We start from the raw sequence: 26497 nt of genomic DNA, 5'->3' as shown, positions 1-26497 counted from the left end.
GTCAGCTGTCGCTGCTGTAGCGACGCACGCCCGACTCACCCAGGTTGACCTGGGCGGCGATGCTGCCGGGTGCGGGGAATACCACCAGATGGTCGGCGGCGACGCGGATGCCGACCTGCTGGCCGGGTAAGTGATCGGCGTGGCTGGGGAAGATTGATTCCAGCTGGCTGCCAGTGGGCAGTTGCAGGCGATACAGGGTCGCTGCACCGAGGAAGGTCTTACCGACGATCAGCGCCTTTTGCGTGCTGTCCGGGTCATACACGATATCGTCTGGACGCAGCAGCACGTCGACCGCACTGCCGGTTGGCCAGTTATAGGCGCGGTTGCCGCGAATCAGGCCCAGCTCAGTCTGAACAGAGTCCGGGCTAAGCAACTGGCCGCGAATAAAGTAGCCCTGGCCGATAAAGCTGGCGACAAACGGCGTCAGCGGTTCGTGGTAGAGGTTGAATGGGGTGTCCCACTGCTCCAGCTTGCCTTCCTTGAACACGCCGACGTGATCGCTGACGGCAAATGCTTCTTCCTGGTCATGGGTCACTAGAATCGCGCTGGTGCCACGGGCTTTGAGAATGTCGCGCACCTCATGGCTCAAACGCCGGCGCAGCTCGCCATCCAGGTTGGAAAACGGCTCATCAAGCAGCAGCAATTGCGGTTCCGGCGCCAGGGCGCGGGCAAGGGCTACGCGCTGCTGTTGGCCGCCGGACAGTTCATGCGGGTAGCGCTTGCCAAGGTGACCAAGCTTGACCAGCTCCATCAGCTCTTGGGTAACCCGCTCGCAATTAGGTTGTTTGCGGATGCCGAAGCCTATGTTCTCCGCCACGCTCAGGTGCGGGAACAGCGCGTAATCCTGGAATACCATGCCAATCCGGCGTTTCTCCGGTGCCAAGGTAAAGCCAGCTTTGGAGATAACCTCATCGGCCAGCTGGATCTCGCCTTCCAGCACCGGCTCAAAACCGGCGATGGCGCGCAGCGTGGTGGTCTTGCCGCATCCCGAAGGGCCGAGCAGACAGCCGATATCACCGGCATTCAGATGCAGATTGAGGTTCTGTACCACCGTGTGTCCGGGGTAGCCGCAGCTCAGGTCACGTAGGTTCAGCAGGGGCTGGTTCATGCGTGGTGGTACGCCGGTTCAACCAGAAATTCGAGCAGTGCCTTTTGTACATGCAGGCGGTTTTCCGCTTGATCCCAGGCGGCCGAGCGCGGGTCGTCGAGCAGATCGAAGCTGATTTCCTCGCCACGGTGAGCCGGCAGGCAGTGCAGGAACAGCACGTCGTCGGCGGCTGCATCGAGCAGTGCACGGTTGACCTGGTAGGGCTGGAACAACTTCAGGCGTTCGGCAGCTTCGTCTTCCTGGCCCATTGAGGCCCATACGTCGGTGCTTACCAAGTGTGCGCCGGCAACCGCTTCACGAGGGTCGCGCACGATTTGCACACGGTCGCCGGCAGCGGCGAGGAACGTGGCGTTTGGCTCATAACCCTCGGGGCAGGCGACGCGCAGTTGGAAGTCGAACTGCATCGCCGCTTCTATATAGGAGTTGCACATGTTGTTACCGTCACCGATCCAGGCCACGGTCTTGCCTTTGATGCTGCCGCGATGCTCCTGATAGGTCTGCATGTCGGCCAGCAGTTGGCAGGGGTGCAGGTCATCGGACAGGCCGTTGATCACTGCGACCCTTGAGTTGGCGGCGAATTCGGTCAAGGTGCTGTGGGCGAAGGTGCGGATCATCACCGCATCAAGCATGCGCGACATGACGATGGCGGCATCGCCGATCGGCTCGCCACGGCCCAGCTGAGTGTCACGTGGGGAGAGGAAAATGGCTTGGCCGCCGAGCTGGATCATGCCGGCTTCAAACGACAGGCGGGTGCGGGTCGAGGCCTTCTCGAAGATCATGCCCAGTACGCGATTCTTCAGCGGCTCAAAGAGTACACCGCGGTTGCGCAAGTCCTTCAGCTCCATACCGCGGCGGATCAGGCTCACCAGTTCATCCGGTGTGCAATCCATCAGCGAGAGAAAGTGTCTTGCGCTCATCGTTAACTACCTTTTGACAGCTGGGCGCAGGTTCAATGGCCTAATTAAATAGAAGAAACGGCAGAACCTGCGGCTGGGGGGCCGCACTATGCGACGAAACGGGGAAGTCGCGATCTTATAAGCAAACGCCGATCAGGCGCAAATTGCCTGCACGGTCACAGCGACAGGGGCTGTGTGAAAGACCATCCATCGGTCGACCTGATGCCGGGCAATTCACGTAACGAACCCTGCTGGTGCAGAGGGCAGGCAGCCGCCATAGTCATGGTTTACGGTGCTGCGTGCATCGAATCAAAACAAGAGGCTCGGCCATGACCAAAACCCTCCACCACCGTGCATGCCATCTCTGTGAAGCCATTTGTGGCCTGACCATTGAGACCGAACTGCAGGACGACGGCTCCACGCAGATCCGTTCGATCAAGGGCGATGCCCAGGACAGCTTCAGCCGTGGCCATATTTGCCCCAAGGCCGTGGCCCTGCAGGATATCCAGAGCGACCCTGACCGTCTGCGTCAGCCTATGCGCAGGGTGGGCAATGAGTGGCAAGCCATCGAATGGGATGACGCCTTTGAGTTGGTGGCCACGCGCCTGAGTGAGCTGCAGGCGCGGCACGGGCAGAACACCGTGGCGGTGTATCAGGGCAATCCGAGTGTGCATAACTACGGCTTGATGACTCACAGCAACTACTTCCTTGGCCAGCTGAAAACCCGTAACCGCTATTCCGCCACCTCGGTCGATCAGCTGCCGCACCACCTGACCAGCCACCTGATGTACGGCCATGGCCTGCTGATTCCGATTCCGGACATCGACCACACTGACTTTATGTTGATCCTCGGCGGCAACCCGCTGGCGTCCAACGGCAGCATCATGACCGTACCGGATGTGGAAAAACGCTTGAAAGCCATCCAGAAGCGCGGCGGTAAGTTGGTGGTGGTGGATCCACGGCGCAGCGAAACAGCAGCGATTGCCGACCAGCATGTGTTCGTGCGTCCGGGGCAAGATGCCGCGTTGCTGTTCGGTTTGCTCAATACCCTGTTTGAAGAAAACCTCGGCCGTGCCAGTCACCTGGCAGTTGATGGGCTGGATGAGGTGCGTCAGGCGATTGCCGGTTTCACCGCCGAAAGCATGAGCGTCCAATGCGGCGTGCCGGCGCAAACGATCCGCCAGTTGGCGCGCGACTTTGCCGCTGCCGAATCGGCGGTCTGCTATGGCCGCATGGGCGTTTCGACCCAGGCTTTCGGCACCCTGTGTCAGTGGCTGGTGCAGTTGATCAACCTGTTCACTGGCAATCTGGATCGCGTTGGTGGCGTACTTTGCACCGAGCCGGCCGTGGACCTGGTGGCCTCAACCTCCGGTGGGCATTTCAACCGCTGGCAAAGTCGCGTATCCGGCTTGCCGGAGTACGGCGGCGAATTGCCGGTGTCGGCTTTGGCTGAGGAAATGCTCAATGAGGGCGAAGGGCAGGTGCGTGCGCTGGTCACAGTGGCGGGCAACCCGGTGCTGTCCACGCCCAATGGTCGTCAGCTGGAGCAAGCGTTGGATGGTTTAGAGTTCATGCTCAGCATCGACTTCTATATCAATGAAACCACCCGCTATGCCGACCTGATCCTCCCACCGACTGGGCCGCTGGAACATGATCACTACGACACCACGTTCAATATGTTCGCGGTGCGCAATGTCACCCGCTTCAATGAAGCGGTGCTGGCCAAACCTGTCGGCGCGCTGCATGACTGGGAAATCTTCGTCGGTCTGGCCAAGGCCTTTGCCGCCAAGACGGGCGTGGAGCTGAAACCTACCATGGCTCCCGAGCAGATGATCGACATGTGGCTGCGGTTTGGTAGTTACGGCGACAAGTCGGAACATAAACTGTCGTTGGCTGCTCTGCGTGAGCACCCGCATGGGCTCGACCTAGGGGCGCTTAAACCCAACCTGAGCGGTCGTCTGAAAACCGCCAATAAGCAGATTCAAGCGGCACCTACGGTGATCATGGCTGATCTGCAGCGCTTTGCCGCGCAGCCTGCTGCCAAGGCGGATGAGCTGCTGCTGATTGGTCGTCGGCATGTGCGCAGTAATAATTCCTGGATGCATAACTATCACCGCTTGGTGAAGGGTAAGCCGCGCCATCAGCTGCTGATGCATCCGGTGGATCTGAGCCAGCGCGGGTTAACCGATGGCCAATTGGTGCGCGTGCGTTCGCGGGTAGGAGTCATTGAGGTAGAAGTTGCCGCCAGTGAAGACATGATGGCCGGTGTGGTCAGCCTGCCGCATGGCTGGGGGCATGCGCGCCCCGGCGTGCAGATGAGCATCGCCAGCGAGCAGCCAGGCGCCAGCGCCAATGACCTGACCGATGAGCGACAACTCGACGCCTTGTCCGGTAATGCGGCGCTGAACGGTGTGCCGGTGCAGGTTGAGGCGGCCTGATCAGGCGATATTCGGCATAAGTAAAGTGGCAGGGAAGGCCGAGCATCACGCTCGGCTTTTCGTTACAATGCCGCCACCGTGCCGACCCGTGAGTCGGGAAGTTAAGTCCTGAGGTGCCCAATGGATATCATCGAAACTATCAAAGAACAGATCGGCAATAACACCGTTCTGCTGTACATGAAAGGCTCGCCGAACGCTCCACAGTGCGGCTTTTCCTCCAAAGCTGCGCAGGTTGTGATGGCCTGTGGCGAGAAATTCGCCTACGTCGACATCCTGCAAAACCCAGAAATCCGCGCCAACCTGCCGAAGTACGCCAACTGGCCAACCTTCCCACAGCTGTGGGTGGGCGGTGAACTGGTCGGCGGCAGCGACATCCTCGCGGAAATGTTTGACAAGGGTGAGCTGCAGACCCTGATCAAGGACGCCGTGCAGAAAGCCAGCGCTTAATTCGTCTGCGCCATAAACAACAAACCCCGCCAAGAGCGGGGTTTGTTGTTTATGGCGCAGTGGTTTGCGCTTATTCGTCCATCTGTGACTGCAGGTAGTTCTGCAGGCCTACGGCTTCGATCAGGCTGAGTTGGGTTTCCAGCCAGTCGATGTGGTCCTCTTCCGAACAGAGAATTTCTTCGAGCAGTTCGCGGCTGGCGTAGTCGCCGATGCTTTCGCAGTAGGCAATCGCCGCTTTCAGGTCGATATGCGCTTTGTGTTCAATCTTCAGGTCGCACTCGAGCATTTCCTTGGTGTTTTCACCGATCAGGATCTTGCCGAGGTCTTGCAGGTTTGGCAGGCCTTCGAGGAAGAGGATGCGCTTGATCAGCTTATCCGCATGCTTCATCTCGTCGATGGACTCGTGATACTCATGCTCACCGAGTTTCTTCAGGCCCCAGTCTTCATACATGCGTGCGTGCAGGAAGTACTGGTTGATCGCGACCAGCTCGTTACCGAGGATCTTGTTCAGATGCTGGATGACCTTCTTGTCGCCTTTCATGTCTGCGTCTGCCTTGCAGGGGGAGTTAGCGTCAAATTCTGGGCCGATGGTTTTCGGCTGTCAAACCTAAGTGTTTGAATTTAAAGTTAAAATTAATATGAATACGAATGCTTAAGTTCTGCGCTTGGGCGCTAAGGTGTTGAATTTTAGGCATAAAAAAACCGGACGCTAGGTCCGGTTTTTTATAGCGCTAAATTCATGCGGCAACAAAGTTTGCCGGGTAGGCCATGGGCGCTTGGCTGCTTTGTACTTCGCTTAGGGTGTCGCGTACCACTTGTTTGGCCAGGCAAGCACATTTACCGCACTGGCTCGCAACACCCAGGGTGGCGCGCACGTCACGGTAGCTGCAGCAGCCTTCGTAGATGGCTTCGCGGATCTGACCGTCAGTAATACCTTCGCAGAGACACACGTACATGGTTAAGGCTCGTGGCAGGGCAGTGGCTAGTGCGAAGGATACTAATGTTAATGAGAATGCTTGTCAAAACTGTGTGTGGTTGATTGCGAATTGCCTGACGGACGGTGCAAGTGAGCGTCTGCCAGCGGGTGAGGTGATTTGCTTTGAGTCATCGCGGCCCATGTGGCAGTTAGCTGTGAGTGATCGGGCGTGCGGCAATCGACCGAGATTCGTTGCCGTCTGCTTGCCCATAGGCGGAAAGCAATTGCCGCTTTGCCACGCTCGGCGCCCCATTTATCAGTTAAGTAGTTGATAAATAAGTAAAAAATAATATGGCACAATCATTGCTTATGGTCTTGCACGGAAAGGCGCACCACCCACCGGCAAAGGTTTTAGACCATGAGCATCAGTTTCGATCGGGCACTCGGCATCCATGAAAAAGCACTGGGCTTTCGCGCTCAGCGCGCAGAAGTGTTGGCCAACAACATCGCCAACGCGGATACGCCGAACTACAAGGCGCGTGATCTGCAGTTTGCCAATGTGCTGGCAGAGCAGAGTGCAAAGAGCCAGCGTGGCCCGGTCAGCCTGAACCGTACGGATAGCCAGCATATTGCTGCCGAGGGGGTGGCCGGCGGTGATGCCAGCCTGGAGTACCGCATTCCTTTCAGCCCGTCGATTGATCAGAACACTGTCGACCTGCAGATCGAGCAATCCAACTACGCCGAGAACTCGGTGCAGTTCCAGGCCAGCTTCACTTTCCTCAACAGTAAGTTCAAAGGGCTGGTCAACGCCCTGCGCGGCGAATAACAGGAGCCTGATGCCATGTCACTAGCCAGTGTGTTCAACATTGCCGGAACCGGTATGAGCGCTCAGAGCACTCGCCTGAATACCATCGCCAGCAACATCGCCAACGCTGAATCGGTTTCTTCAAGCATTGATCAAACCTACCGCGCGCGCCATCCGGTATTCGCCACCATGTTCCAGTCCGCGCAGAACGGCGACCGTGGCTCGCTGTTTGCCGAGCAGGATGAAGCTGGCGTAGGCGTGCAGGTGCTGGGTGTGGTCGAAGATCAAAGCAGCCTGATGCCGCGCTATGAGCCGAATCATCCGGCGGCCGATGCCGGCGGTTATGTGTACTACCCCAACGTCAATGTGGTGGAGGAGATGGCTGACATGATCTCTGCCAGCCGGGCATTCCAGACCAATACCGAAATGATGAATACCGCCAAGCAGATGATGCAGCGCGTATTGACCCTGGGTCAGTAAGCCAGCGGATAAGGAGCGCAGACCGATGAGTACTGTTGGCGATGTGACTGGTTCGGCACTGGATCAATACCAGATCAAGAACGAAACCAAGACGAACAAAGACCTGGGCAAGAACGAGTTTCTTAACTTGCTGGTGGCCCAGTTGAATAACCAGAACCCGCTGGAGCCGCAAGGCAACGGCGAGTTTATCGCCCAGCTGGCGCAATTCAGTCAGGTGGAGGGCATCGAGAAGTTGAATACCAGCATGGGCTCGCTGCTCACGGGGTATCAGTCTTCTCAGGCGCTGCAGGCCTCTTCGTTGGTGGGGCGCAAGGTGATTATCCCAAGCGAAAAAGCCGTGGTTGATACCAGCGAGAGCTTTAAAGCCAGCCTGGTGCTGCCGGCGAGCAGCAGCAACGTCTACGTCAACATTTACGACAAGGCCGGTGCCGCGGTCGGGCGTGTGAACTTGGGTGAGCAGGCGGCCGGTAATGTCAGCTTTATCTGGGACGGCAAGGATGCCAGCGGCAATCTGTTGCCGCCTGGCACATACAAGTTCGAGGCGCAGGCTACCTACGCCGATGGCACCAAGGGGCTTTACACCATGCTGCCGGCTAACGTCGACAGTGTGACCCTGGGCGGCAAAGAGTTGATGTTGAACCTGGCTGGGCTCGGCAGCGTGCCAATGTCGCAAGTCCAGGTGATCGGTCAGTAATTAACAGGTTTTAGCCAGGTTATAGCCGCCGGCTGTCCGGCAAAGGAGTCTTCTATGGGTTTCAATATCGGTCTGAGCGGTCTGCGTGCCGCCACCAGCGACCTCAACGTGACCGGCAACAACATCGCCAACGCCGGTACTGCGGGCTTCAAGCAGTCACGTGCTGAGTTTGCCGATGTGTATGCCGCATCTGTGTTGGGTACTGGTTCGAACCCGCAGGGCAGTGGCGTGCTGTTGGCGGATGTGTCGCAGCTGTTTAATCAGGGCAACATCAATTACACGCAGAATGCCCTGGATCTGGCGATCAATGGCAATGGTTTCTTTCAGACCAGCAACAACGGCGACGTCAGCTACACCCGTGCGGGTTACTTCGGTACAGACCGCGATGGCTTTATGGTGAATAACTTTGGCTATCGGCTGCAGGGCTATGCGGTGGATGCCAACGGCAATTTGCAGAATGGCATCGTGAATGACTTACGTATCGAGACGGCCAGTCAAGAGCCTCGTGCAACCGAGAAACTTGAGCAGGTGTTCAACCTCAACTCGACCAATAAGGTACCGACCACCGTCCCGTTCAACCCGTCGGACCCCACAACCTATAACTCGTCAACCTCAACCAATATTTACGACACTCAAGGTAACTCACACGTATTCACCCAGTACTTTCTCAAGACGGGCCCCAATACCTGGCAGATGAATGTACTGATCGATGGGCGTAATCCAGATGATCCGACGTTGACCACGCCGTCGTCCGTGAATTTGCAGTTCACCACTGCTGGGCAGCTGGATATTCCTGCGCTGATCGCCTCGACACCGACAGGTTTTGCGGTGGATGCAAATGGTGTGATTAACCTGACCACCTGGGTTCCTGCTGCGCCGGATACCTCTATTCCTCCGGTGTGGAGCAGTAACGGTGCTGATGCCAGTGCTGCGGGTGTAGCGATCGATATTCGCCCATCGACACAGTTCTCCAGCAACTTTGCGGTCAATCGGGTCAGTCAGGACGGCTACACCACCGGTCAACTGGCAGGGTTGGAGATCGATGATACGGGTGTGATCTTCGCGCGCTACACCAACGGCCAGTCAAAGGTGCAGGGGCAGGTGATTCTGGCCAACTTTGCCAACGTGCAAGGCCTGACGCCGGTGGGCAAAACTGCCTGGGTGCAGTCCTTCGAGTCGGGTGAGCCGGTACGCGGAACCCCGCGCAGCGGCACCCTGGGTGCTCTACAGTCCGGTGCCTTGGAGGACTCCAACGTCGAACTGTCGGATCAGCTGGTCAACTTGATCGTGGCGCAGCGCAACTACCAGGCCAATGCCAAGACTATTGAGACCGAAAGTGCGGTGACCCAGACCATTATCAACCTGCGTTGATAGGTGTTGCCTGCGGCAGGCGCGTGCCTGTCGCGGGCGGCAAAAGTACGCCGCGCTGGCATTTAGAAGGCTCCTTTCGGAGCCTTTTTTATTTTATAAATTACATATAAATCAATTAGTTATATTTATTTTTTGAGTGCTGGCACAGCCGTTGCTTTAGAGCTTGCATAGAGCAGCAGGGCGGCAAGCCCACTCGGAGAATAACCATGGACAAGATGCTGTACGTTTCCATGACTGGCGCCCACAACAACACCCTGGCCCAGCGTGCCCACGCCAACAACCTGGCGAACATCACCACCAATGGTTTCCGCCGGGATTTCGAACAGGCGCGTTCCATGCCGATCTTTGGTGACAGTTATCCGTCGCGGGTTTACGCCATGAGCGAACGCCCGGGTACTGACTTTACTCCAGGCTCCCTGCAGGAAACGGGACGTGATCTGGACGTGGCGATTGGTGGCAAAGGTTGGTTAGCCGTGCAAGCACCTGACGGCAGCGAAGCTTACGTACGCACCGCCAGCCTGAATGTCGATGCCCTGGGCGTGTTGCGTACCGGCAATGGCTTGCCGGTGATGGGCAACGCCGGGCCGATTGCGGTGCCGCCAGAGCAGAAAATCGAAATCGGCAAGGACGGCACCATCAGTATTCGTGCCTTGGGTGAGGCGCCCAATGTGCTGGCCGAAGTAGATCGTCTGAAACTGGTCAACCCGGACCTCAAGCAGATGGAGAAGGGCACTGACGGCCTGATCCGCTTCAAGGGCCAAGGCCCGGTACAGGCGGACGCCAATATGGAGATTACCTCGGGCTTTCTCGAATCGAGCAACGTCAACGCCGTGGAAGAGATGACTGCGATCCTCTCGCTGTCCCGCCAATTCGAATTGCAAGTGAAGATGATGCGCACCGCCGAAGACAATTCGTCGGCCATGGCGCGCGTCTTGCAGATGACCTAATTATCAGCACGTGGCGTCGTTAAAACGGCGCCCGAGGAGAATCGATATGCTTCCGGCACTGTGGGTCAGCAAGACCGGTCTGTCCGCTCAGGACATGAACCTGACCACCATTTCCAACAACCTGGCCAACGTTTCGACCACGGGCTTCAAACGTGATCGCGCCGAGTTCGAGGACCTGCTGTATCAGATCCGTCGTCAGCCGGGTGGCCAATCCAGTCAGGACAGCCAACTGCCGTCCGGTCTGCAGCTGGGTACGGGTGTACGGGTGGTCGGCACGCAAAAGATCTTCACCGCCGGTAGCCTGCAAACCACTGAGCAGCCACTGGATATGGCGATCAATGGCCGGGGGTTCTTCCAGGTGCTGCTGCCGGACGGCACGGTGTCCTATAGCCGCGACGGTAGCTTTCACCTGAACTCCGATGGCCAGGTGGTGACGTCCAACGGTTATGCCCTAGAGCCTGCCATTGTGCTGCCCAACGAGGTGCGCACATTTACCGTGGGTGAAGACGGCACTGTGTCAGTCACCACCGCCGGTAACCCGCAGCCACAGATCGTTGGCAACCTGCAGACCGCAGATTTCATTAACCCGGCGGGGCTGGAAGCCATCGGCAACAACCTGTTTCTGGAAACAGCTTCCAGCGGCGCGCCGCAAGTCGGTACACCGGGGCTGAACGGCCTGGGCACCACGCTGCAGAACACTCTGGAAAACTCCAACGTCAGCGTGGTTGAAGAGTTGGTGAACATGATCACCACGCAGCGTGCGTATGAAATGAACTCCAAGGTCATTTCCACAGCTGACCAGATGCTTGGCTTTATTTCGCAGAATCTCTGATAGGTAAAGCGGGTTAGTCGCTCAGCGATGGGCTCGGCTTTGGATATGGCAAGGAATCGCTTGAACGGGTACTGGTGGCTCAGGTTGCGCACCACCCCAGGCAACGCATGAGGTAGTAGATATGAACCGGCTGATAATCATAAGTGCACTGCTTGGCCCTTTGGCTTTGAGCGGCTGCATGGCTCCCGCGCCTAAGCCGGATGATCCCTATTACGCGCCTGTGATGCCACGTACACCGCTGCCGGCTGCGCAGAACAACGGCTCGATCTATCAGGCCGGTTTTGAGAATGGTCTGTTCGGTGATCGCAAGGCTTACCGCGTGGGTGACATCATCACCATCACCCTGAATGAGCGCACCCAGGCCAGTAAGAACAGCAACAGCCAGATCAGCAAAGACAGCTCCGCCAATATCGGCGTGCCTAACCTGTTCGGTATGACGGTTTCTCCGCAGAATCCTTTGACCGCTATTGGTGGCCTGGGGCGTGTGGCCGAAGGGCTTGGTATGACTGCGGATAACCTGAGTTTGGGCTCAAGTTTTGATGCCGCACGCTCGGCGGATGGCTCTGGTGCAGCAGGGCAGAGCAATAGCCTTACCGGCTCGATTACCGTGTCGGTGGCCGAAGTGATGCCTAACGGCGTGTTACTGGTACGCGGTGAAAAGTGGATGACCCTCAATACTGGCGATGAGCTGGTGCGGATTGCCGGCCTGGTGCGCGCGGATGACATCGCCACCGACAACACTGTGTCTTCGACCCGTATTGCCGATGCACGCATCACCTACTCGGGCACTGGTGCCTTCGCCGATGCCAGCCAGCCGGGTTGGATGAGTCGTTTCTTTATTAGCCCAATGTGGCCGTTCTGAGGATGGCCACCATGACGCTTCCTAAATACCTAGTGGTGATTGCGGTCATGTTGATGGCGTCGCTGGCGCAGGCCGAGCGCTTGAAAGACCTGGCCAGCATCCAGGGCGTGCGTTCTAACCAGCTGATCGGCTACGGCCTGGTGGTCGGCCTTAATGGCAGCGGCGACCAGACCACCCAGACGCCGTTTACGGTCCAGACCTTCAACAACATGATGGCGCAGTTCGGCATCAAGGTGCCGCAGGGTGGCAACGTGCAGTTGAAGAACGTGGCTGCAGTGTCGATCCATGCTGACCTGCCGGCGTTCGCCAAGCCCGGGCAGACCATCGACATCACAGTGTCCTCCATCGGTAACGCCAAAAGCCTGCGTGGCGGGAGCCTGTTGATGACGCCGCTGAAGGGGATCGACGGCAATGTTTACGCCATTGCTCAGGGCAATCTGGTGGTCGGTGGGTTCGACGCCGAAGGCGGCGACGGTTCACGGATTACCGTCAACGTACCCTCAGCGGGGCGCATTCCCGGTGGGGCAACGGTCGAGCGCCCGGTGCCTAGCGGTTTCGATCAGGGCAACACCCTGACCCTCAACCTCAACCGTCCGGATTTCACCACTGCCAAGAATATTGTTGATCACATCAATGAACTGCTGGGCCCTGGTGTGGCGCAAGCAGTCGATGGTGGCTCGATTCGCGTCAGTGCGCCACTTGATCCGGGTCAGCGGGTGGACTACCTGTCGATTCTGGAAAACCTCGAAGTCGAAATCGGCCAGGCCGTGGCCAAAGTCATCATCAATTCGCGTACCGGCACCATCGTGATTGGCCAGAACGTGCGCGTACAACCTGCTGCTGTGACTCATGGCAGCCTGACTGTGACCATTACCGAAGACCCGATTGTCAGTCAGCCTGATGCCTTGTCGGGCGGCCAGACGGCGGTCGTGCCGCGGTCGAAGGTGAATGCCGAAGAAGAAGCCAAACCGATGTTCAAGTTCGGCCCGGGGACCACGCTGGATGAAATCGTCCGTGCGGTGAATCAGGTGGGCGCTTCGCCTTCCGACCTAATGGCCATCCTGGAGGCGCTGAAACAAGCCGGCGCTCTGCAGGCTGATCTGATCGTGATTTAAGGGAGCGCACGCTATGGACTCTCGCCTTTCAGCCGGTTTGCTCGGCGGCACCAGCACTGTCGACAGTGGTGCCTATAACGATCTCAATCGCCTCAACCAATTCAAGGTTGGCGGTGACAGCGAAAAAAACATCAAGAAGGTGGCTCAGGAGTTCGAGTCGCTGTTTCTTAATGAAATGCTCAAGGCCATGCGTTCGGCCAACGAAGTGTTCGGTGAAGGCAACTTCATGAACAGCAGCGAGAGCAAAACCTATCAGGACATGCACGATCAACAGCTGTCGGTGACCCTGTCCAACCACCAGAACGGCATCGGTCTGGCCGATGTGCTGGTGCGGCAGATGTCGAAGATCAAGGATGCGAGCAGCCGGCCTAACCCGTTTGCCCAGGTGGATGAGCCGGTGCCGAGCGCACCCAGCAAGCCCCTGGCCAAGGTCGACAGTGCGCGAGACGACACCTCATTGATCAACCAGCGGCGCCTGTCTCTGCCGGGCAAGCTGACGGACCGTCTGCTGGCGGGCATCGTGCCTTCGGCCACGGCCGCCGAAGGTCAGCCGTTGGCACAGAATGACTGGATTCCGGCCAAGGCTTTTGCCGCCCCCGCCGATACCGCGCTGGGGCTCAACGGCACGGATGCGATCACCGGCCGGCGCATTGCTCAACCACCGCTGGCGCCGGGCAAAGCCGCGTTCGGTTCGAAGGATGAGTTTATTGCTGCCATGTTGCCGATGGCCGAGAAGGCCGCCGAGAAGATTGGCGTCGATCCGCGTTACCTGGTGGCTCAGGCCGCACTGGAAACCGGTTGGGGCAAATCGATCATTCGTCAGCAGGACGGTACCAGCAGCCACAACCTGTTTGGCATCAAGACCCATAACACCTGGGAAGGCGACTCGGCGAGGGTGCTAACCACTGAATTCAAGGGTGGCAAAGCCGTCAAGGAAGCCGCTTCGTTTCGCGCCTATGACTCCTTCGAGCACAGCTTTAACGATTTTGTGAGCTTCCTGCAGGGCAATGGTCGCTACGAGAAAGCCCTGGCCAGCACTGACAAGCCTGAACAGTTCGCCCGAGAGCTGCAGAAAGCCGGTTACGCCACGGACCCGCAATACGCCCGCAAGATTGCTCAGATAGCGCGGCAAATGCAGACCTATCAAACAGTCGCGGCCGTCAGTACGCCGTCCACCAACGGATGATGAACCATGGCTGACTTACTCAATATTGGCCTGTCCGGTCTTGCCGCGAACAAGACCTCGTTGGCGGTCACCGGTCACAACATCACCAACGTCAACACACCGGGTTTCTCGCGCCAGGAGACTGTCCAGGCCACGCGTATTCCGCAGTTCAGCGGTGCCGGCTATATCGGCTCGGGCACCACGCTGGTCGATGTACGGCGCATCTATAACGAATTTCTCAATACCCAGGTACGTAGCAGCACGGCGCTTAACAGCGATACCCAGAGCTACCTGGGGCAGATCAATCAGCTCGATTCATTGCTGGCTGGCAGCACCACCGGCGTCAATCCTGGGTTGCAGAAGGTGTTTGCCGCGCTGCAAACCGCAGCCGAAGACCCAGCTAACATCCCGGCGCGGCAGCTGGCGCTGTCTGAAGCTGAGGGCTTGGCCAAGCGCTTCAATACTGTGTACGACCGCTTAAACGAGCAGAATGCCTTTATCAACAAACAGCTCTCGGCAGTGACGGATCAGGTCAATCAGTTGGCCACCTCAATCGCTGGGTACAACGAGGCCATCGCGGTGGCCGCCTCCAATGGTCAGCAACCCAACGACTTGTTGGATGCCCGTGAAGAGGCCGTGCGCAAGCTGTCGACCTTTATTGGCGTGACGGTGGTTGCGCAAGATGACAACAGCTACAACCTGTTTGTCGGCTCCGGTCAACCACTGGTAGTGGGCAGTACGGCATCGCGTCTGGAAGTTGTACCGGGCTTGTCTGACCCGCTGCGCAGTGAAGTTCAGTTTGTCAGTGGTAACTCACGCCAGGGCATTACCTCGCTGATTACGGGCGGCGAGATGGGCGGACTGATTCGCTACCGTGAGGATGTACTGGACACCACGCTGAACTCGGTTGGACGCCTGGCCTTATCCGTTACTGATCAGGTCAACCGCCAATTGGGTCAGGGCCTGGACCTCAACGGCCAGTTTGGCAATGGGCTGTTTCGCGAGCTGAATGACCCAGAATTGATTGGTCAGCGCAGTCTCGCGCGTATCGGTAATAGCGATACCACGGCCAACCTGAATGTACTGATTGAAGACACCACCCAGCTGACCACCAGCGACTATGAAGTGGAGTTCACCAGCGCCACGGATTACACCGTGCGACGTGTCAGTGATGGCACCAGCTTTGGTCCCTTCGACATTACCGTAGTGCCAGCGGCGGAGTTTGATGGCGTGTCGTTGAACGTCGCCAGTGGCACCTTTGCTGCCGGTGATCGCTTTCGGGTGATGCCGACGCGCAACGCCGGTGAGTCCATCCGTGCCGATATGAAACGGCCTGAAGAGTTGGCTTTTGCCGCGCCGCTGAAATCGCAAACCAGTCCGGCAAATATCGGCACTGGGGTAATCAGCCAGCCCACGCTGCTGACTGAAATCGACATCTATGACCCAGTGGCTCAAACCAACCTGGAAACCAGCCTGCGCAATGCGCCGCCGCTGCGTATTGTCATGGGTGCCGGTGGCGGGGCTACCCAGGGCTATGACGTCGTTGATATCAATGGCAACGTGATTGATACCGGGGTAATCGTGCCGGGGCAGAACAACAAGATCACGATTACCGTGCCCGCGACCGCTGGCCCACCCGCCGTCCCGGTGCCCTTTGACTATGAAGTGGCCATCAGTGGCCGGCCGCAAGGGGGCGACAACTTCTCGGTTTCCTTCAACACCAATGGGGTGTCTGATAACCGTAATGCCCTGAAGCTGATTGATCTGCAAAATCGCACGACCATTGGGATCAACCCATTGGCTCCAGCAACCACTGGATCAAGCTTTACCGATGCTTACGGCGATCTGGTGGAGCGGGTGGGCACCCTGACCAGTCAGGCGCGGGTTGATGGTGAAGCCACTGGCGCCATTCTCAAGCAGGCCACCGATAACCGTGATTCGATTTCAGCCGTCAATCTGGATGAAGAAGCGGCCAAATTGATTCAGTTTGAGCAGTACTACCAGGCCTCAGCGCAGATCATTCAAGTTGACCGCAGCCTGTTCGATACACTGATTAATACGTTCTGACGCGCCGTCTAGAACTTCGAGGTTAGTTTTATGGTGATGCGCATCTCTTCGATTCAGGCCTTCAATAACGGCGTCAACGGCCTTGGGCGCAACTATTCCAATGTGATCCGGACTCAGGAACAGATCAGCAGCGGGAACCGTATTCTTACCCCGGCCGATGACCCGGTTGCCTCGGTGCGTTTGCTACAGCTCGAACAGCAGCAGGCGGTATTGGGTCAGTACAAGGAAAACCTCACGGCGGCGAAGAACAGTCTGACTCAGGAAGAAACCACGATCACCTCGGTGGTGAACGTGTTGCAGCGTATCCGTGAGCTTGCAGTGCAGGCCGGTGGCGGCGCACTGTCAGGTAATGACCGTCGCTCGATCGCCAAAGAGCTGAGCGAACGCGAGGGTGAGCTGCTCAACCTGATGAACAGTCGTAACGCGCGTGGTGAGTATTTGTTCAGCGGTTTTCTTGGCAAAACCGAACCCTTTCTGCGTAACCCAGACGGCACGTATTCCTATCAGGGTGATGAGGGCCAGCGCAGCCTGCAGGTGGCCGGCTCGAGCAACGTGGCAATCAACGATAACGGCAAGCGCCTCTTTGAAGATGTGGCTAATGCGAATCGGATTATCAATGGGCTTGGCGTGAATAACGCTGCGTTACCAACGCCGCCGTTACCTGCCACCACTATTCCAGCGCTGCCGGCGGCAGATCAGCGGGTGTTTATCTCCCCGGGACTGGTGCAGGACAATCAAGCCTTCAACAGTAACTTTCGCGCTGGCGAGCCCTATTCGCTGGCGTTTGTCAGCGGTACTGAATTTCGCATCTATGACAGTGCTGGTGCGGACGTCACATCTGAGGTGCCCGGCGGTGGCGTGATTGACCCCTTGATCAATAGTGGTAACACCATCAATTTTCGTGGCATGCGTTTCCAGTTAGATGTGGTCCTGCAGCCTGGGGATAATGAGCTCGACCTGGACAACCTGTTGGCTGATACCGCCACACCGGGTACCCCAGGGATCAATACCCACAGTTTTACCCTGCAGTCCGCGCCCACGGACTTTTCAGTTAATCGCTCATCCACCAACAACTCGGCTGCCATTGTTGCTCCAGCAGGGATCAGCAACCAGGCAACCTTTGACAGCCAGTTTCCGACATCCGGGGTTGTCATACGGTTTACCGACGACACCAATTACGAGGTCTACTCTCAGCCAGTGGGACCGGGCAGCCCGGTATTAACGACTGGTGCCGTGGCGGGGCCTTATCCGGCAACCTTCAGCGTGTTCGGTGCTGATTTCACCTTGTCCGCTCCGGCGGCGGTCGCCGGCGGTGACGAATTCGGCGTGCAGCCGCAGTTTCAAGAACAGCGCAGCATTCTCAACACCATCAGCCGCCTGCGTCAGGCACTCGAGTCTTCCCCTACATCGCCGGCGGGTAACCTCGGTGTGCGCAACGAAGTGGCAATTGCCCTGACTAACTTGGACAACGGCATGGGCAGGGTGCTTGAGGTGCAGACTGAAATCGGTGCGCGGATGAACCTCATCGAAACCACCGAAATCGATAACGAAGATGTCACTCTTGTAAACAAATCCGTGCAGGCTGATCTGCGTGAGCTGGACTATGCCGAGGCATTGTCTCGCTTGTCATTTCAAACGATCGTGTTGGAGGCTGCGCAGCAAAGCTATGTGAAGATCGCGGGGTTAAATTTATTTAATCAGTTGCGCTAGCGCCCCCTGGTGCAATGGCCTTAATAGGCTCTGGAGCCATGTGGCAGGTTCTAATATGTTAATTACTTAACGCGAAACCCCAGCTTGCTGGGGTTTCGCGTTTCTCGTGTGTGGGAAGATGGCTGTTTAGCCTGTCTGGACTGTTGCGCTGAAGGATTGTGATCAGGTGTTTTGACCTGGCCAGTAGGTTGCTACTGTTTAATCAAACATAGTTGGCCAAGGTTTTGCTTAATCGGTAGTAGAGTGGGCAATGTGCTGTTTTATTGGCACTTTCCAATACGGCCTGTATTCATGGCCTAAAGGTATTTTTCAGTGATGCCCTGTTTGAGGTTTGAATAATGAAGGCAGTGATTTTGGCTGGTGGGTTGGGCACTCGCATCAGTGAGGAATCCCATCTCAAGCCAAAGCCCATGATCGAAATTGGTGGCAAGCCGATCATTTGGCACATCATGAAAATCTACTCCCACTATGGCATCAATGATTTCGTTATTTGCCTGGGCTACAAAGGCTATGTAATCAAGGAATATTTTGCCAACTACTTCCTGCACATGTCGGATGTCACGTTTGACATGGGCGAAAACCGTATGCACATCCATCAGCGTCACGCTGAGCCGTGGCGCGTAACGCTGGTTGATACGGGTGAATCAACCGGTACAGGCGGTCGTCTTAAGCGTGTACGCGACTACCTAGGTGATGAGGCCTTTTGCTTTACCTACGGTGATGGGGTCTCCGATATCGACATCCCAGCACTGATCGCTTTCCACAAACAGCATGGCAAATTGGCCACTGTTACCGCAGTACAGCCACCAGGTCGCTACGGTGCACTTGATGTCCAAGGGCAGGTGGTCAGTGGGTTTCAGGAGAAGCCCCTGGGTGATGGTGGTTGGATAAACGGCGGTTTTTTTGTACTGGAACCGGCGGTCATCGACTATATCGAGGATGACGCCACGACCTGGGAGTTTGAGCCCATGCGTGCGCTGGCCAGCGAAAGGCAGTTGATGAGTCACCTTCATCGTGGTTTCTGGCAGCCGATGGACACTCTGCGTGATCGGGTGTTCTTGGAGGATCGCTGGAAAAGCGGTGAAGCGGAGTGGCAGCTATGGCGGTGAGCCCGGACTTCTGGAGAGGGCGTAAAGTCCTGCTGACTGGGCATACCGGCTTCAAGGGTGGCTGGCTGGCGCTGTGGTTGCGTCAGCTCGGGGCTGATCTGCGTGGCTTTGCCTTGCCCGCGGCTACCACACCGTCGCTTTGGCAGGTGGTGCAACTGGATCAGCAGATCACGGGTGAGTTTGCGGATATTCGTGATGCCGCAAGGTTGAGTGATGTGTTGCTGGAGTTTCAGCCTGAACTGGTTCTGCACTTGGCTGCGCAACCCTTGGTACGTGAATCCTACCGAGCGCCAGCAGAGACTTATGCCACCAATGTCATGGGTACGCTCAACCTGCTGGAGGCTATTCGCTCTACTGATTCTGTACGCGCTGTTGTGGTGGTGACCACAGACAAATGCTACGAGAATCGCGAGTGGCCATGGCCTTATCGGGAGCAAGATGCTCTCGGAGGTTTTGATCCGTATAGCAGCAGCAAGGCATGTGTTGAAGTGCTGTGCGCCAGTTACCGCGACTCCTTCCTCAGGGCCTCAGGTGTTGCCTTAGCAACTGCTCGTGCGGGCAATGTACTGGGTGGTGGTGACTGGTCTGCGGAGCGCTTGATCCCCGATATCTTCAGCGCTTGGCAGCAAGGTCGAGAAGTGATTTTGCGCTACCCCCATGCGACTCGTCCCTGGCAGCACGTGCTTGATCCATTAATGGGGTATTTACAACTGGCCCAAGGACTGCTGACAGACCCTGAACGTCATGCTGCTGCTTGGAATTTTGGACCAGACAATGCCGGGCTCGCGACAGTGGAGGCAGTCGTGGCGCGTCTTGCGGAGCTCTGGCCAGGTGAGGCGCGCTGGTCTGCTTCTGCTGATGCCCAGCCGCATGAAGCGGGCTTACTGGCGCTGGACTCCAGCAAGGCCAGACAATCGCTGGGATGGGTGCCGCGCTGGTCATTGGATACGACGCTGAAGCACACACTGGACTGGCAGTTGGCCTGGCAAAACGGGCGTGACATGGCATGCGTTACCCGCGAACAGATCGCGGCTCACCAAGGCGAAATTCAATGAGTGACAGCACCGCGCAACAGTTGCGCCAACAGATTGCCGAGTTGGTCGGACGCTATGCCGAACTGCAGATGGCGCCTAAGCCATTTGTGGTGGGGCAGAGCTCGGTGCCGCCATCGGGAAAAGTGATTGGCGCGGGTGAGTTGCAGTCGATGACCGAGGCTGTGCTCGATGGATGGCTGACCACCGGGCGCTTCAATGAGGCGTTCGAGAAGCGTCTGGCCAAGTACCTTGGACGCCGTTGCGTCCTCACCACCAACTCAGGTTCATCAGCCAACCTGCTGGCATTTTCCGCATTGACCTCGCCGCGTCTCGGTGATCGGGCGATCAAGCCCGGTGACGAAGTGATCGGTGTAGCGGCTGGCTTTCCGACTACCGTCAACCCCATCCTGCAATTCGGTGCGGTGCCGGTTTTTGTGGATGTTGAATTGCCGACCTACAACATCGATCCGGCGAAGATCGAGGCGGCAATCAGCCCGAAAACCAAGGCCATCATGTTGGCCCACACGCTGGGTAATCCCTTCGATCTGAGTGTGGTTCGCGCCCTGTGTGATAAGTACGGCCTGTGGTTGATCGAGGACTGCTGCGATGCACTGGGGTCGACCTATCAAGGGCATATGGTCGGTACGTTCGGCGATATCGGTACCCTCAGTTTTTATCCGGCTCACCACATCACCATGGGTGAGGGCGGTGCTGTATTTACCAACAACCCGGCGCTTAAACGCATTATCGAATCCTTTCGTGACTGGGGGCGTGATTGCTATTGCGCGCCAGGTGAGGACAACACCTGTGGCAAGCGGTTTTGCTGGCAGTTGGGCGATCTACCAGAGGGTTATGACCACAAGTACACCTACTCACACTTGGGCTACAACCTGAAGATCACCGATATGCAGGCTGCCTGTGCGTTGGCGCAGATGGACCGCGTTGATGACTTCATCGTTGCCCGCAAGCGTAATTTCACTTGGCTCAGTGAGCGCCTGGCCGGCTGTCAGGATTTTCTAATTCTGCCGCAGGCCACGCCTGGTAGTGACCCTTCCTGGTTTGGCTACCCCATGACCTTGCGTGATGGTTGCGGTATCCGTCGGGTTGAGTTGCTGCGATATCTGGATGCGCAAGGTGTCGGTACACGGCTGCTGTTTGCCGGTAACCTGGTGCGTCAGCCCTATATGCAAGGCCGCAATTTCAGGGTCTCAGGTGAGTTGTCGGTAACCGATAAAGTGATGCACGACACCTTCTGGATCGGTGTGTGGCCTGGGCTTGGCGAGGAACATTTGGAGCACGCTGCGCGTTGTCTAGAGACTTTCTTTGGCTTGAGGGCGGGCTGATGAATGCCTATATCCTCTGCGGTGGCTTTGGCACCCGCCTGCGCAGTGTGATCAACGACACGCAGAAGGCCGTGGTGGATATTCACGGTCGTCCATTCCTGGCTCTGGTGCTGGCGCAATTGCGTGAGGCCGGTGTCAGTCGCGGTGTGCTCTGCGCGCATTATCGTGCTGATCAACTGGCCGCATTGTTGCCCTCGTTAGAGGCAGAGTCTGGTTTGCCGTTGCAGTTGGTGATCGAGGAAACCCCGCTGGGCACCGGTGGTGCTGTGCTGAACGCCTTACTTCAAGTGCCGCCTGATGGGCGTTATCTGGTGCTTAACGCGGACACTTTCCTTGATCCCTACGCGTATCGCCTTGCACTGGACAGCGAGCGAGACGTTCTGGTCGGCGTGCAGGTCGAGGATCGCTCGCGCTATGGCAGTTTGGATTGCTCTGCGCTGGGCGAAGTACTTGGTTTCGAGGAAAAAGGTCAGGCGGGACCTGGTTTGATCAATGCTGGCGTCTATGGTTTTACGGCTGGCGCGCTAGAGAATATGCCTGTCACAAGTTGTTCTATGGAGCATGACCTACTGCCGTCACTTATGCGTCAGCACAGGCTGTATGTACGTGAGTACAGCGGAGCGTTCGTGGACATAGGTACACCTGATTCTCTGGATGCGTTCAAGTCTAAATTGCGCGGGAGTGCCGTCTGATGAGCGTGCTGGTCAAGGAACTCACGATCGACATGCAGCAGACGATTCTTGATGCCATCAAATGCATTGAGTCCGGGAATCTGCAGATCGCCTTTGTCGTTGCCGCGGATATGCGTCTGCTCGGTGTTGTGACCAATGGCGATGTACGCCGTTACCTGTTGCAGGGTGGCTTGACCGATCAGCCCGTCACAGCCTGTATGAACCGCGAGTTTCGCAGCGTATCGATTACCACCCCGCGTGAAGATTTGTTGAAAGCGTTCGATCTCGGGCATAACGCTTTACCAGGTCTGGATGCCGAAGGGCGCCTTGTTGAGGTTTACACCCGCCAGATGGCGGCCAGCGCAGAGGTGCCTGTACTGGCACGTGCGCGTGCTCCGGTGCGGATGAGTTTTTGTGGCGGCGGTGCTGATCTGACCTACTTTTTTATCGACCACCCAGCTGCTGTGCTCAGCTGCACAGTGGGGCTCTATGCTCACGCAACCTTGGTCCCCCGTGACGATAGGCAGATCCATATTTTTTCCGAAGATCTAGGGCGTGAAGAACACTTCAATTCGCTGCCAGCACTGCTGTCGACTGCAGAGAAGAGCTTGCTGGCAACCATCGTTTCGGTGATCAAGCCCAAGTACGGTTTTGATCTGTACCTGCGCTCAGACTTTCCAGTGGGGTCTGGACTGGGAGGGTCTTCAGCGGCCACCATCGCTAGCATCGCGGCGTTCAATGAGTTGCGCCAGGATCGTTGGAACACTTATGAGATTGCCGAACTCGCTTTCCAGGCCGAGCGCCTGTGCTTCGGCATTGCCGGTGGTTGGCAGGATCAGTACGCCTCCGCCTTTGGTGGCTTCAACCTGATTGAGTTCGAGAACCAGCGCAACCTGGTTCACCCGATTCGCTTGGAAGAGGCTATCCGTAATGAACTGGAGTCATGCCTGGTGCTGTGTGACACCGGTATTTCCCATGACTCGGGGCGTTTGCATGAGCTGCAACGTGAAGAGATAGAGGCTGAGTCGTCACAAACTGAGCTGCTCAGCGCCAGTGTGGCGCTATGTCGACGTATGCACCGTTACCTGATGCGTGGTGAGCTGCGTGATTTCGGCCTGTGCCTCGATGAAGCCTGGCAGTTGAAGAAGCGCTTCTCCTCTGCGATCAGCCATGGTCGTCTGGATGCGATCTACGCCGCGGCGCTAGCGGCCGGGGCATTGGGCGGCAAGTTGCTTGGCGCGGGTGGGGGAGGCTTCTTTCTGTTCTACGTACAGCCACAGTATCGGCAGCGGGTTGTGCATGCAGTGCGTGCACTGGGCTGTCAGACCCAGAACTTCCGCTTTGAATCCAGCGGAGTAACCTCATGGCGAACAAAAATCCAATGACTCCTATTTTTCTTGACGGAATTGCGCTGGGCGGCGAGCGCGTCTTTGTGATTGCCGAGGCCGGAAACAATCACAATGGTTCGCTGGCGCTGGCCAAACGCCTGGTGGATGCAGCGCTCGATGCAGGGGCCGACTGCGTCAAGTTCCAGTTGCGCAACCGTGAGGCGCTGTACCGGCAAAAGGCTGATGGCTCGCGGGCCGAAGACCTTGGCGTGGAGTACATCCAGGACCTGCTGGACAAGGTTGAGCTGAGCGTCGAAGAGCATCGTGAGGTACGTGAGTACTGTAAACAGAAGGGTATTATTTACCTGTGCACACCCTGGGATGAGCCCAGTGTCGAGTTGTTGGCGGATTTTGATGTCGCCGCCCTGAAGATCGCCTCGGCTGATCTGTGCAATCCCTACCTGATTGCCAAGGCTGCAAGCCTGGGCAAGCCCCTGATTCTGTCTACCGGCATGTCCTTTGAGCACGAAATCGTTCGGGCCATTGAACAGTTGAATGCGCTTGGTACGCCATTCGCGCTGCTGCATTGCAACAGCGCCTATCCGGCCCCCGAGTCCGATATCCAGCTTGGCTACTTACGCCGGTTGCAGGAACTGCATGATCTGGTTGGCTACTCCGGCCATGAGCGTGGCATCGCCATTACCCTCGGCGCAGTCGCCCTGGGCGCCAAGCTGGTGGAGCGGCACATCACCCTGGATAGGGGTATGGAAGGACCGGATCACCTGGCTAGCCTTGAGCCGAGCGAGTTTCGCCAACTGGTCGACGGCATCCGTCAACTGGAACTTGCATTGCCTTGGCAAGGTCCGGGTCGCCATGCCAGCCAGGGCGAGCTGCTCAACCGCGAGAACCTCGGCAAGAGCGTGATCGCCGCACGCGACATCGCCCGTGGCACCGTCATGGACGCGTCGATGCTGCGTATCGCCAGCCCAGGCCAGGGTTTGCCGCCGTACCGTTTGCCGGAACTGCTGGGCAAACCGGCCGGACGCGATATCGCTCTGGGCGATTTCCTATTCGACAGCGACCTGAGCGAGCAGGCTCAGGAGCAGCGGCTGGCGTTCGACCTGCCGATTCGCTGGGGCGTGCCGGTGCGCTATCACGACTTCCGAGATTACCGTCGGCGGATCAGCCCGGATCTGTTCGAGTTTCACCTGTCCTACCGCGACCTCAGCCTCAAGCCGCAGCCGTTTCTCGCCGAGGTCGACTGTTCGCGCCTGGTGGTGCATGCGCCGGAGTTATTCGAGAACAGCGAGCTGCTGGATCTGGCGTCGGATGATCCGGCGTATCGCCAGCGCTCGATCGACAATCTGCAGCGGGTGGTGGACGCCACGCTGGAAATCGGCGAATTCTTCCCCAATGCAGATGCGCGTTTGATCGTGGCCAACATCGGTGGTTTTTCCGCTGACGAGCCGCGCCCGCTGGCCATGCGCCCGGAACTCTACGAGCGCTTCCACGAGGCCTGCCGTCAGGTGGATTTCGCCGGCACCGAGCTGATTCCGCAGAACATGGCGCCGTTCCCCTGGCACTTCGGCGGCCAGCGTCATCAGAACATCTTCATGATGCCCGAGGAACTGGCCGCACAGGCGCGTGACCATGGTCTGCGCCTGTGCCTGGACCTGTCGCACCTGCAGATGACCTGCTTCCACTTCGGCCTCGACTTCCAGCAAGCGCTGGCCCTGTTGCTGCCGCATTCCGCGCACCTGCACGTGGCCGATGCCAAGGGCACTAACGGTGAGGGCGTGCTGATGGGCACCGGCGACATCGATTGGCCGGCCACTTGGGCGCAGATTCGCCAGCACCCGCAGGTCAGCTTCATTCCCGAGGTTTGGCAGGGGCACAAGGATCATGGCGCAGGATTCTGGTCGGCTTTGCGTTACCTGCAATCATTGCGAGGCAGCAGCCATGTATAGCGAAACATTTATTCAGCGCCTTGATCGTTTGCTGGCCGAGCCACTCGATGAAGTGCGTGAGCGCCAGACGCAAACCCTGGATCGCTTGCTGGGCGGGCTGGATCAGCCATTCATCATGTTCGGTGCCGGCAACCTGGGGCGCAAGGCGTTGGCCGTACTGCAGGCAATGGGCGTCAAGCCAGAGGCCTTTATCGACAACAACCCCGTGCTGTGGGGGACGCAGATCGAGCAGGTGCCGGTGTTCGCACCAGCAGCGCTGGCCCAGCAATGGCAGGGGCCACTGCCAGGTGTAATCGCAACTATCTGGTGTGGCGAGGCGAGCGACCGTATGGTCGACCGACTGGACCCGCTACGCGCTCTAGGGTTCGAGCGCATCGCTCTGTTCGGCCATCTGGCCTGGCGTTACCCGCAAAGCTTCCTGCCGCATTACTCCCTGGATTTGCCAGAGAAGGTGCTGGCCGATGCCGAGCGCATTCGTTCGGCATTTGGTCTGCTGGGGGACGATGAGTCACGACAGTTGTTTATCGATCATGTCGAATGGCGGCTGTTTCTCGATTACGACCTATTACCGCCAGCTGCGCCACAGTCGATCTATTTCGACCGCTATTTCAGCAACGAGAACGTCGACGAGGTGGTGTACGACATCGGTGCCTTCAACGGTGACTCGGTGTTGGGCTATCTGGAAAGTGGTCGCCCCTTTCGCGAAATTCACTCGTTTGAGCCTTCGTCGAGCAACTACCAGGCACTGGTCAAGACTTTGCAGCGTCTGCAAGGGCACGGCAGTTTTCATGCTCACCAAATGGCGGTAGGCGATGCTTGTGGCGAGGTGCTGATCGAGGCTCAGGGCGGTCCGGCCGCGCGCGTGGGCAGTGGTAGCGAGCGGGTCACGGTGACCACACTGGATACGCTTTGCGGAAGCGTCGTACCGCCCACATTCATCAAAATCGATATCGAAGGTTTCGAGCCGCAATGTCTCGAAGGGGGACGCAAACTGATCAGTGAGCGACAGCCGCTGATTGCGGTGTGCGTCTACCACGAGCAGAACCACCTATGGACGATCTTGCTGCAACTTCACGCCTATCAACCTGGCTACAACTTCCGTCTTGGCCCGCATCTGGCCGAGGGCTGGGATCTGGTGCTCTATGCCGTTCCCCATAACCGACTTCCCCTGCATTCCGCTGCCGAGTAATTC

At 57.7% G+C, this 26497-nt stretch carries 24 protein-coding genes; 20 read left to right on the top strand and 4 right to left on the bottom strand.

All coding sequences use genetic code 11. The features are described from left to right. Nucleotide 1 precedes the first annotated feature (1 nt). Nucleotides 2-1108 (bottom strand): ABC transporter ATP-binding protein, encoded by a 1107-nt coding sequence (locus ALTER154_RS02150; RefSeq protein WP_160085070.1) that lies wholly within the window; start codon nt 1106-1108, stop codon nt 2-4. Then, complete coding sequence (gene argF, locus ALTER154_RS02145; protein ID WP_160085069.1) at nt 1105-2025, bottom strand: ornithine carbamoyltransferase; 921 nt, start codon at nt 2023-2025, stop codon at nt 1105-1107. The genes ALTER154_RS02150 and argF overlap by 4 nt, the downstream gene beginning before the upstream one ends. Nucleotides 2026-2333: 308 nt before the next feature. Between argF and ALTER154_RS02140 the strand changes: the two genes are divergently transcribed. Together ALTER154_RS02140 and grxD are read left to right on the top strand one after the other, a co-directional pair. Beyond that, the gene (locus ALTER154_RS02140; protein ID WP_160085068.1) at nt 2334-4442 is read left to right on the top strand and encodes a molybdopterin oxidoreductase family protein; all 2109 of its coding nucleotides are present in this window, start codon (nt 2334-2336) and stop codon (nt 4440-4442) included. A 120-nt stretch (nt 4443-4562) separates the two neighbouring features. Further along, entirely contained in the window at nt 4563-4889 is a 327-nt protein-coding gene (gene grxD, locus ALTER154_RS02135) for a Grx4 family monothiol glutaredoxin (RefSeq protein ID WP_090248284.1), read from the top strand. A 70-nt stretch (nt 4890-4959) separates the two neighbouring features. Here grxD and bfr read toward each other — a convergent pair whose 3' ends face one another. Further along, nucleotides 4960-5430, bottom strand: a complete 471-nt coding sequence (gene bfr, locus ALTER154_RS02130; RefSeq protein ID WP_090248283.1) for a bacterioferritin — start codon at nt 5428-5430, stop codon at nt 4960-4962. A gap of 196 nt (nt 5431-5626) precedes the next feature. Then, nucleotides 5627-5845: a bacterioferritin-associated ferredoxin gene (locus tag ALTER154_RS02125; protein ID WP_160085067.1), complete on the bottom strand. Its 219-nt coding sequence runs from the start codon at nt 5843-5845 to the stop codon at nt 5627-5629. Nucleotides 5846-6223: 378 nt separating this feature from the next. On the opposite strand from ALTER154_RS02125, the gene flgB reads away from it, so the two are divergent. The 18 genes from flgB (at nt 6224) to ALTER154_RS02035 (ending at nt 26494) form a co-directional block, all read left to right on the top strand. After that, the gene (gene flgB / locus ALTER154_RS02120; RefSeq protein ID WP_160085066.1) at nt 6224-6631 is read left to right on the top strand and encodes a flagellar basal body rod protein FlgB; all 408 of its coding nucleotides are present in this window, start codon (nt 6224-6226) and stop codon (nt 6629-6631) included. A 15-nt stretch (nt 6632-6646) separates the two neighbouring features. Continuing rightward, entirely contained in the window at nt 6647-7090 is a 444-nt protein-coding gene (flgC, locus tag ALTER154_RS02115) for a flagellar basal body rod protein FlgC (RefSeq protein ID WP_090248278.1), read from the top strand. A 25-nt stretch (nt 7091-7115) separates the two neighbouring features. Beyond that, nucleotides 7116-7784, top strand: coding sequence for a flagellar hook assembly protein FlgD (gene flgD / locus ALTER154_RS02110; protein ID WP_160085065.1), 669 nt, complete (start codon nt 7116-7118; stop codon nt 7782-7784). Nucleotides 7785-7838: 54 nt separating this feature from the next. Next, entirely contained in the window at nt 7839-9155 is a 1317-nt protein-coding gene (gene flgE / locus ALTER154_RS02105) for a flagellar hook protein FlgE (RefSeq protein WP_160085064.1), read from the top strand. A gap of 206 nt (nt 9156-9361) precedes the next feature. Next, nucleotides 9362-10102, top strand: coding sequence for a flagellar basal body rod protein FlgF (locus ALTER154_RS02100; protein ID WP_160085063.1), 741 nt, complete (start codon nt 9362-9364; stop codon nt 10100-10102). A 46-nt stretch (nt 10103-10148) separates the two neighbouring features. Next, nucleotides 10149-10934 (top strand): flagellar basal-body rod protein FlgG, encoded by a 786-nt coding sequence (flgG, locus tag ALTER154_RS02095; protein WP_090248273.1) that lies wholly within the window; start codon nt 10149-10151, stop codon nt 10932-10934. Between the two features lie 121 nt (nt 10935-11055). Then, entirely contained in the window at nt 11056-11796 is a 741-nt protein-coding gene (gene flgH / locus ALTER154_RS02090; RefSeq protein ID WP_160085062.1) for a flagellar basal body L-ring protein FlgH, read from the top strand. An 11-nt stretch (nt 11797-11807) separates the two neighbouring features. Further along, complete coding sequence (locus tag ALTER154_RS02085; RefSeq protein ID WP_160085061.1) at nt 11808-12911, top strand: flagellar basal body P-ring protein FlgI; 1104 nt, start codon at nt 11808-11810, stop codon at nt 12909-12911. A gap of 13 nt (nt 12912-12924) precedes the next feature. Continuing rightward, a complete protein-coding gene (flgJ, locus tag ALTER154_RS02080) occupies nt 12925-14097 on the top strand; it encodes a flagellar assembly peptidoglycan hydrolase FlgJ (RefSeq protein ID WP_090248269.1) in 1173 nt (390 codons plus the stop codon). A 6-nt stretch (nt 14098-14103) separates the two neighbouring features. After that, a complete protein-coding gene (gene flgK, locus ALTER154_RS02075; protein ID WP_160085060.1) occupies nt 14104-16143 on the top strand; it encodes a flagellar hook-associated protein FlgK in 2040 nt (679 codons plus the stop codon). 30 nt (nt 16144-16173) lie between these two features. Continuing rightward, nucleotides 16174-17853 carry a flagellar hook-associated protein 3 gene (locus ALTER154_RS02070; protein ID WP_160085059.1) on the top strand — a complete coding sequence of 560 codons (1680 nt, stop codon included), beginning with the start codon at nt 16174-16176 and terminating at the stop codon, nt 17851-17853. Between the two features lie 338 nt (nt 17854-18191). Beyond that, nucleotides 18192-18962, top strand: coding sequence for a glucose-1-phosphate cytidylyltransferase (gene rfbF, locus ALTER154_RS02065; protein WP_160085058.1), 771 nt, complete (start codon nt 18192-18194; stop codon nt 18960-18962). After that, nucleotides 18953-20017 carry a CDP-glucose 4,6-dehydratase gene (gene rfbG / locus ALTER154_RS02060; protein WP_160085057.1) on the top strand — a complete coding sequence of 355 codons (1065 nt, stop codon included), beginning with the start codon at nt 18953-18955 and terminating at the stop codon, nt 20015-20017. Before rfbF ends, rfbG begins: the two co-directional genes overlap by 10 nt. Beyond that, nucleotides 20014-21339 (top strand): lipopolysaccharide biosynthesis protein RfbH, encoded by a 1326-nt coding sequence (gene rfbH, locus ALTER154_RS02055; RefSeq protein WP_160085056.1) that lies wholly within the window; start codon nt 20014-20016, stop codon nt 21337-21339. The genes rfbG and rfbH overlap by 4 nt, the downstream gene beginning before the upstream one ends. Beyond that, on the top strand, nt 21339-22031 hold the full coding sequence (locus ALTER154_RS02050; RefSeq protein ID WP_160085055.1) for a sugar phosphate nucleotidyltransferase: 693 nt from the start codon (nt 21339-21341) through the stop codon (nt 22029-22031). Before rfbH ends, ALTER154_RS02050 begins: the two co-directional genes overlap by 1 nt. Further along, on the top strand, nt 22031-23395 hold the full coding sequence (locus ALTER154_RS02045; RefSeq protein WP_160085054.1) for a CBS domain-containing protein: 1365 nt from the start codon (nt 22031-22033) through the stop codon (nt 23393-23395). The genes ALTER154_RS02050 and ALTER154_RS02045 overlap by 1 nt, the downstream gene beginning before the upstream one ends. Then, nucleotides 23374-25305 (top strand): N-acetylneuraminate synthase family protein, encoded by a 1932-nt coding sequence (locus ALTER154_RS02040; protein ID WP_256665380.1) that lies wholly within the window; start codon nt 23374-23376, stop codon nt 25303-25305. Before ALTER154_RS02045 ends, ALTER154_RS02040 begins: the two co-directional genes overlap by 22 nt. Further along, complete coding sequence (locus ALTER154_RS02035; RefSeq protein WP_160085053.1) at nt 25298-26494, top strand: FkbM family methyltransferase; 1197 nt, start codon at nt 25298-25300, stop codon at nt 26492-26494. Before ALTER154_RS02040 ends, ALTER154_RS02035 begins: the two co-directional genes overlap by 8 nt. Nucleotides 26495-26497 lie beyond the last annotated feature (3 nt).

This window comes from Pseudomonas sp. 9AZ, from assembly GCF_902506525.1.
GTDB lineage: Bacteria > Pseudomonadota > Gammaproteobacteria > Pseudomonadales > Pseudomonadaceae > Aquipseudomonas > Aquipseudomonas peli.
The sequence above is the reverse complement of the archived record's forward strand: the minus strand, read 5'-3'. Positions and strand labels throughout refer to the sequence as shown.

Excerpts from the sequence above, each read along its gene's own strand:
- ALTER154_RS02150 (WP_160085070.1), bottom strand. The coding sequence starts at position 1,108 with ATGAACCAGCCCCTGCTGAACCTACGTGACCTGAGCTGCGGCTACCCC.
- argF (WP_160085069.1), bottom strand. The coding sequence starts at position 2,025 with ATGAGCGCAAGACACTTTCTCTCGCTGATGGATTGCACACCGGATGAA.
- ALTER154_RS02140 (WP_160085068.1), top strand. The coding sequence starts at position 2,334 with ATGACCAAAACCCTCCACCACCGTGCATGCCATCTCTGTGAAGCCATT.
- grxD (WP_090248284.1), top strand. The coding sequence starts at position 4,563 with ATGGATATCATCGAAACTATCAAAGAACAGATCGGCAATAACACCGTT.
- bfr (WP_090248283.1), bottom strand. The coding sequence starts at position 5,430 with ATGAAAGGCGACAAGAAGGTCATCCAGCATCTGAACAAGATCCTCGGT.
- ALTER154_RS02125 (WP_160085067.1), bottom strand. The coding sequence starts at position 5,845 with ATGTACGTGTGTCTCTGCGAAGGTATTACTGACGGTCAGATCCGCGAA.
- flgB (WP_160085066.1), top strand. The coding sequence starts at position 6,224 with ATGAGCATCAGTTTCGATCGGGCACTCGGCATCCATGAAAAAGCACTG.
- flgC (WP_090248278.1), top strand. The coding sequence starts at position 6,647 with ATGTCACTAGCCAGTGTGTTCAACATTGCCGGAACCGGTATGAGCGCT.
- flgD (WP_160085065.1), top strand. The coding sequence starts at position 7,116 with ATGAGTACTGTTGGCGATGTGACTGGTTCGGCACTGGATCAATACCAG.
- flgE (WP_160085064.1), top strand. The coding sequence starts at position 7,839 with ATGGGTTTCAATATCGGTCTGAGCGGTCTGCGTGCCGCCACCAGCGAC.
- ALTER154_RS02100 (WP_160085063.1), top strand. The coding sequence starts at position 9,362 with ATGGACAAGATGCTGTACGTTTCCATGACTGGCGCCCACAACAACACC.
- flgG (WP_090248273.1), top strand. The coding sequence starts at position 10,149 with ATGCTTCCGGCACTGTGGGTCAGCAAGACCGGTCTGTCCGCTCAGGAC.
- flgH (WP_160085062.1), top strand. The coding sequence starts at position 11,056 with ATGAACCGGCTGATAATCATAAGTGCACTGCTTGGCCCTTTGGCTTTG.
- ALTER154_RS02085 (WP_160085061.1), top strand. The coding sequence starts at position 11,808 with ATGACGCTTCCTAAATACCTAGTGGTGATTGCGGTCATGTTGATGGCG.
- flgJ (WP_090248269.1), top strand. The coding sequence starts at position 12,925 with ATGGACTCTCGCCTTTCAGCCGGTTTGCTCGGCGGCACCAGCACTGTC.
- flgK (WP_160085060.1), top strand. The coding sequence starts at position 14,104 with ATGGCTGACTTACTCAATATTGGCCTGTCCGGTCTTGCCGCGAACAAG.
- ALTER154_RS02070 (WP_160085059.1), top strand. The coding sequence starts at position 16,174 with ATGGTGATGCGCATCTCTTCGATTCAGGCCTTCAATAACGGCGTCAAC.
- rfbF (WP_160085058.1), top strand. The coding sequence starts at position 18,192 with ATGAAGGCAGTGATTTTGGCTGGTGGGTTGGGCACTCGCATCAGTGAG.
- rfbG (WP_160085057.1), top strand. The coding sequence starts at position 18,953 with ATGGCGGTGAGCCCGGACTTCTGGAGAGGGCGTAAAGTCCTGCTGACT.
- rfbH (WP_160085056.1), top strand. The coding sequence starts at position 20,014 with ATGAGTGACAGCACCGCGCAACAGTTGCGCCAACAGATTGCCGAGTTG.
- ALTER154_RS02050 (WP_160085055.1), top strand. The coding sequence starts at position 21,339 with ATGAATGCCTATATCCTCTGCGGTGGCTTTGGCACCCGCCTGCGCAGT.
- ALTER154_RS02045 (WP_160085054.1), top strand. The coding sequence starts at position 22,031 with ATGAGCGTGCTGGTCAAGGAACTCACGATCGACATGCAGCAGACGATT.
- ALTER154_RS02040 (WP_256665380.1), top strand. The coding sequence starts at position 23,374 with ATGGCGAACAAAAATCCAATGACTCCTATTTTTCTTGACGGAATTGCG.
- ALTER154_RS02035 (WP_160085053.1), top strand. The coding sequence starts at position 25,298 with ATGTATAGCGAAACATTTATTCAGCGCCTTGATCGTTTGCTGGCCGAG.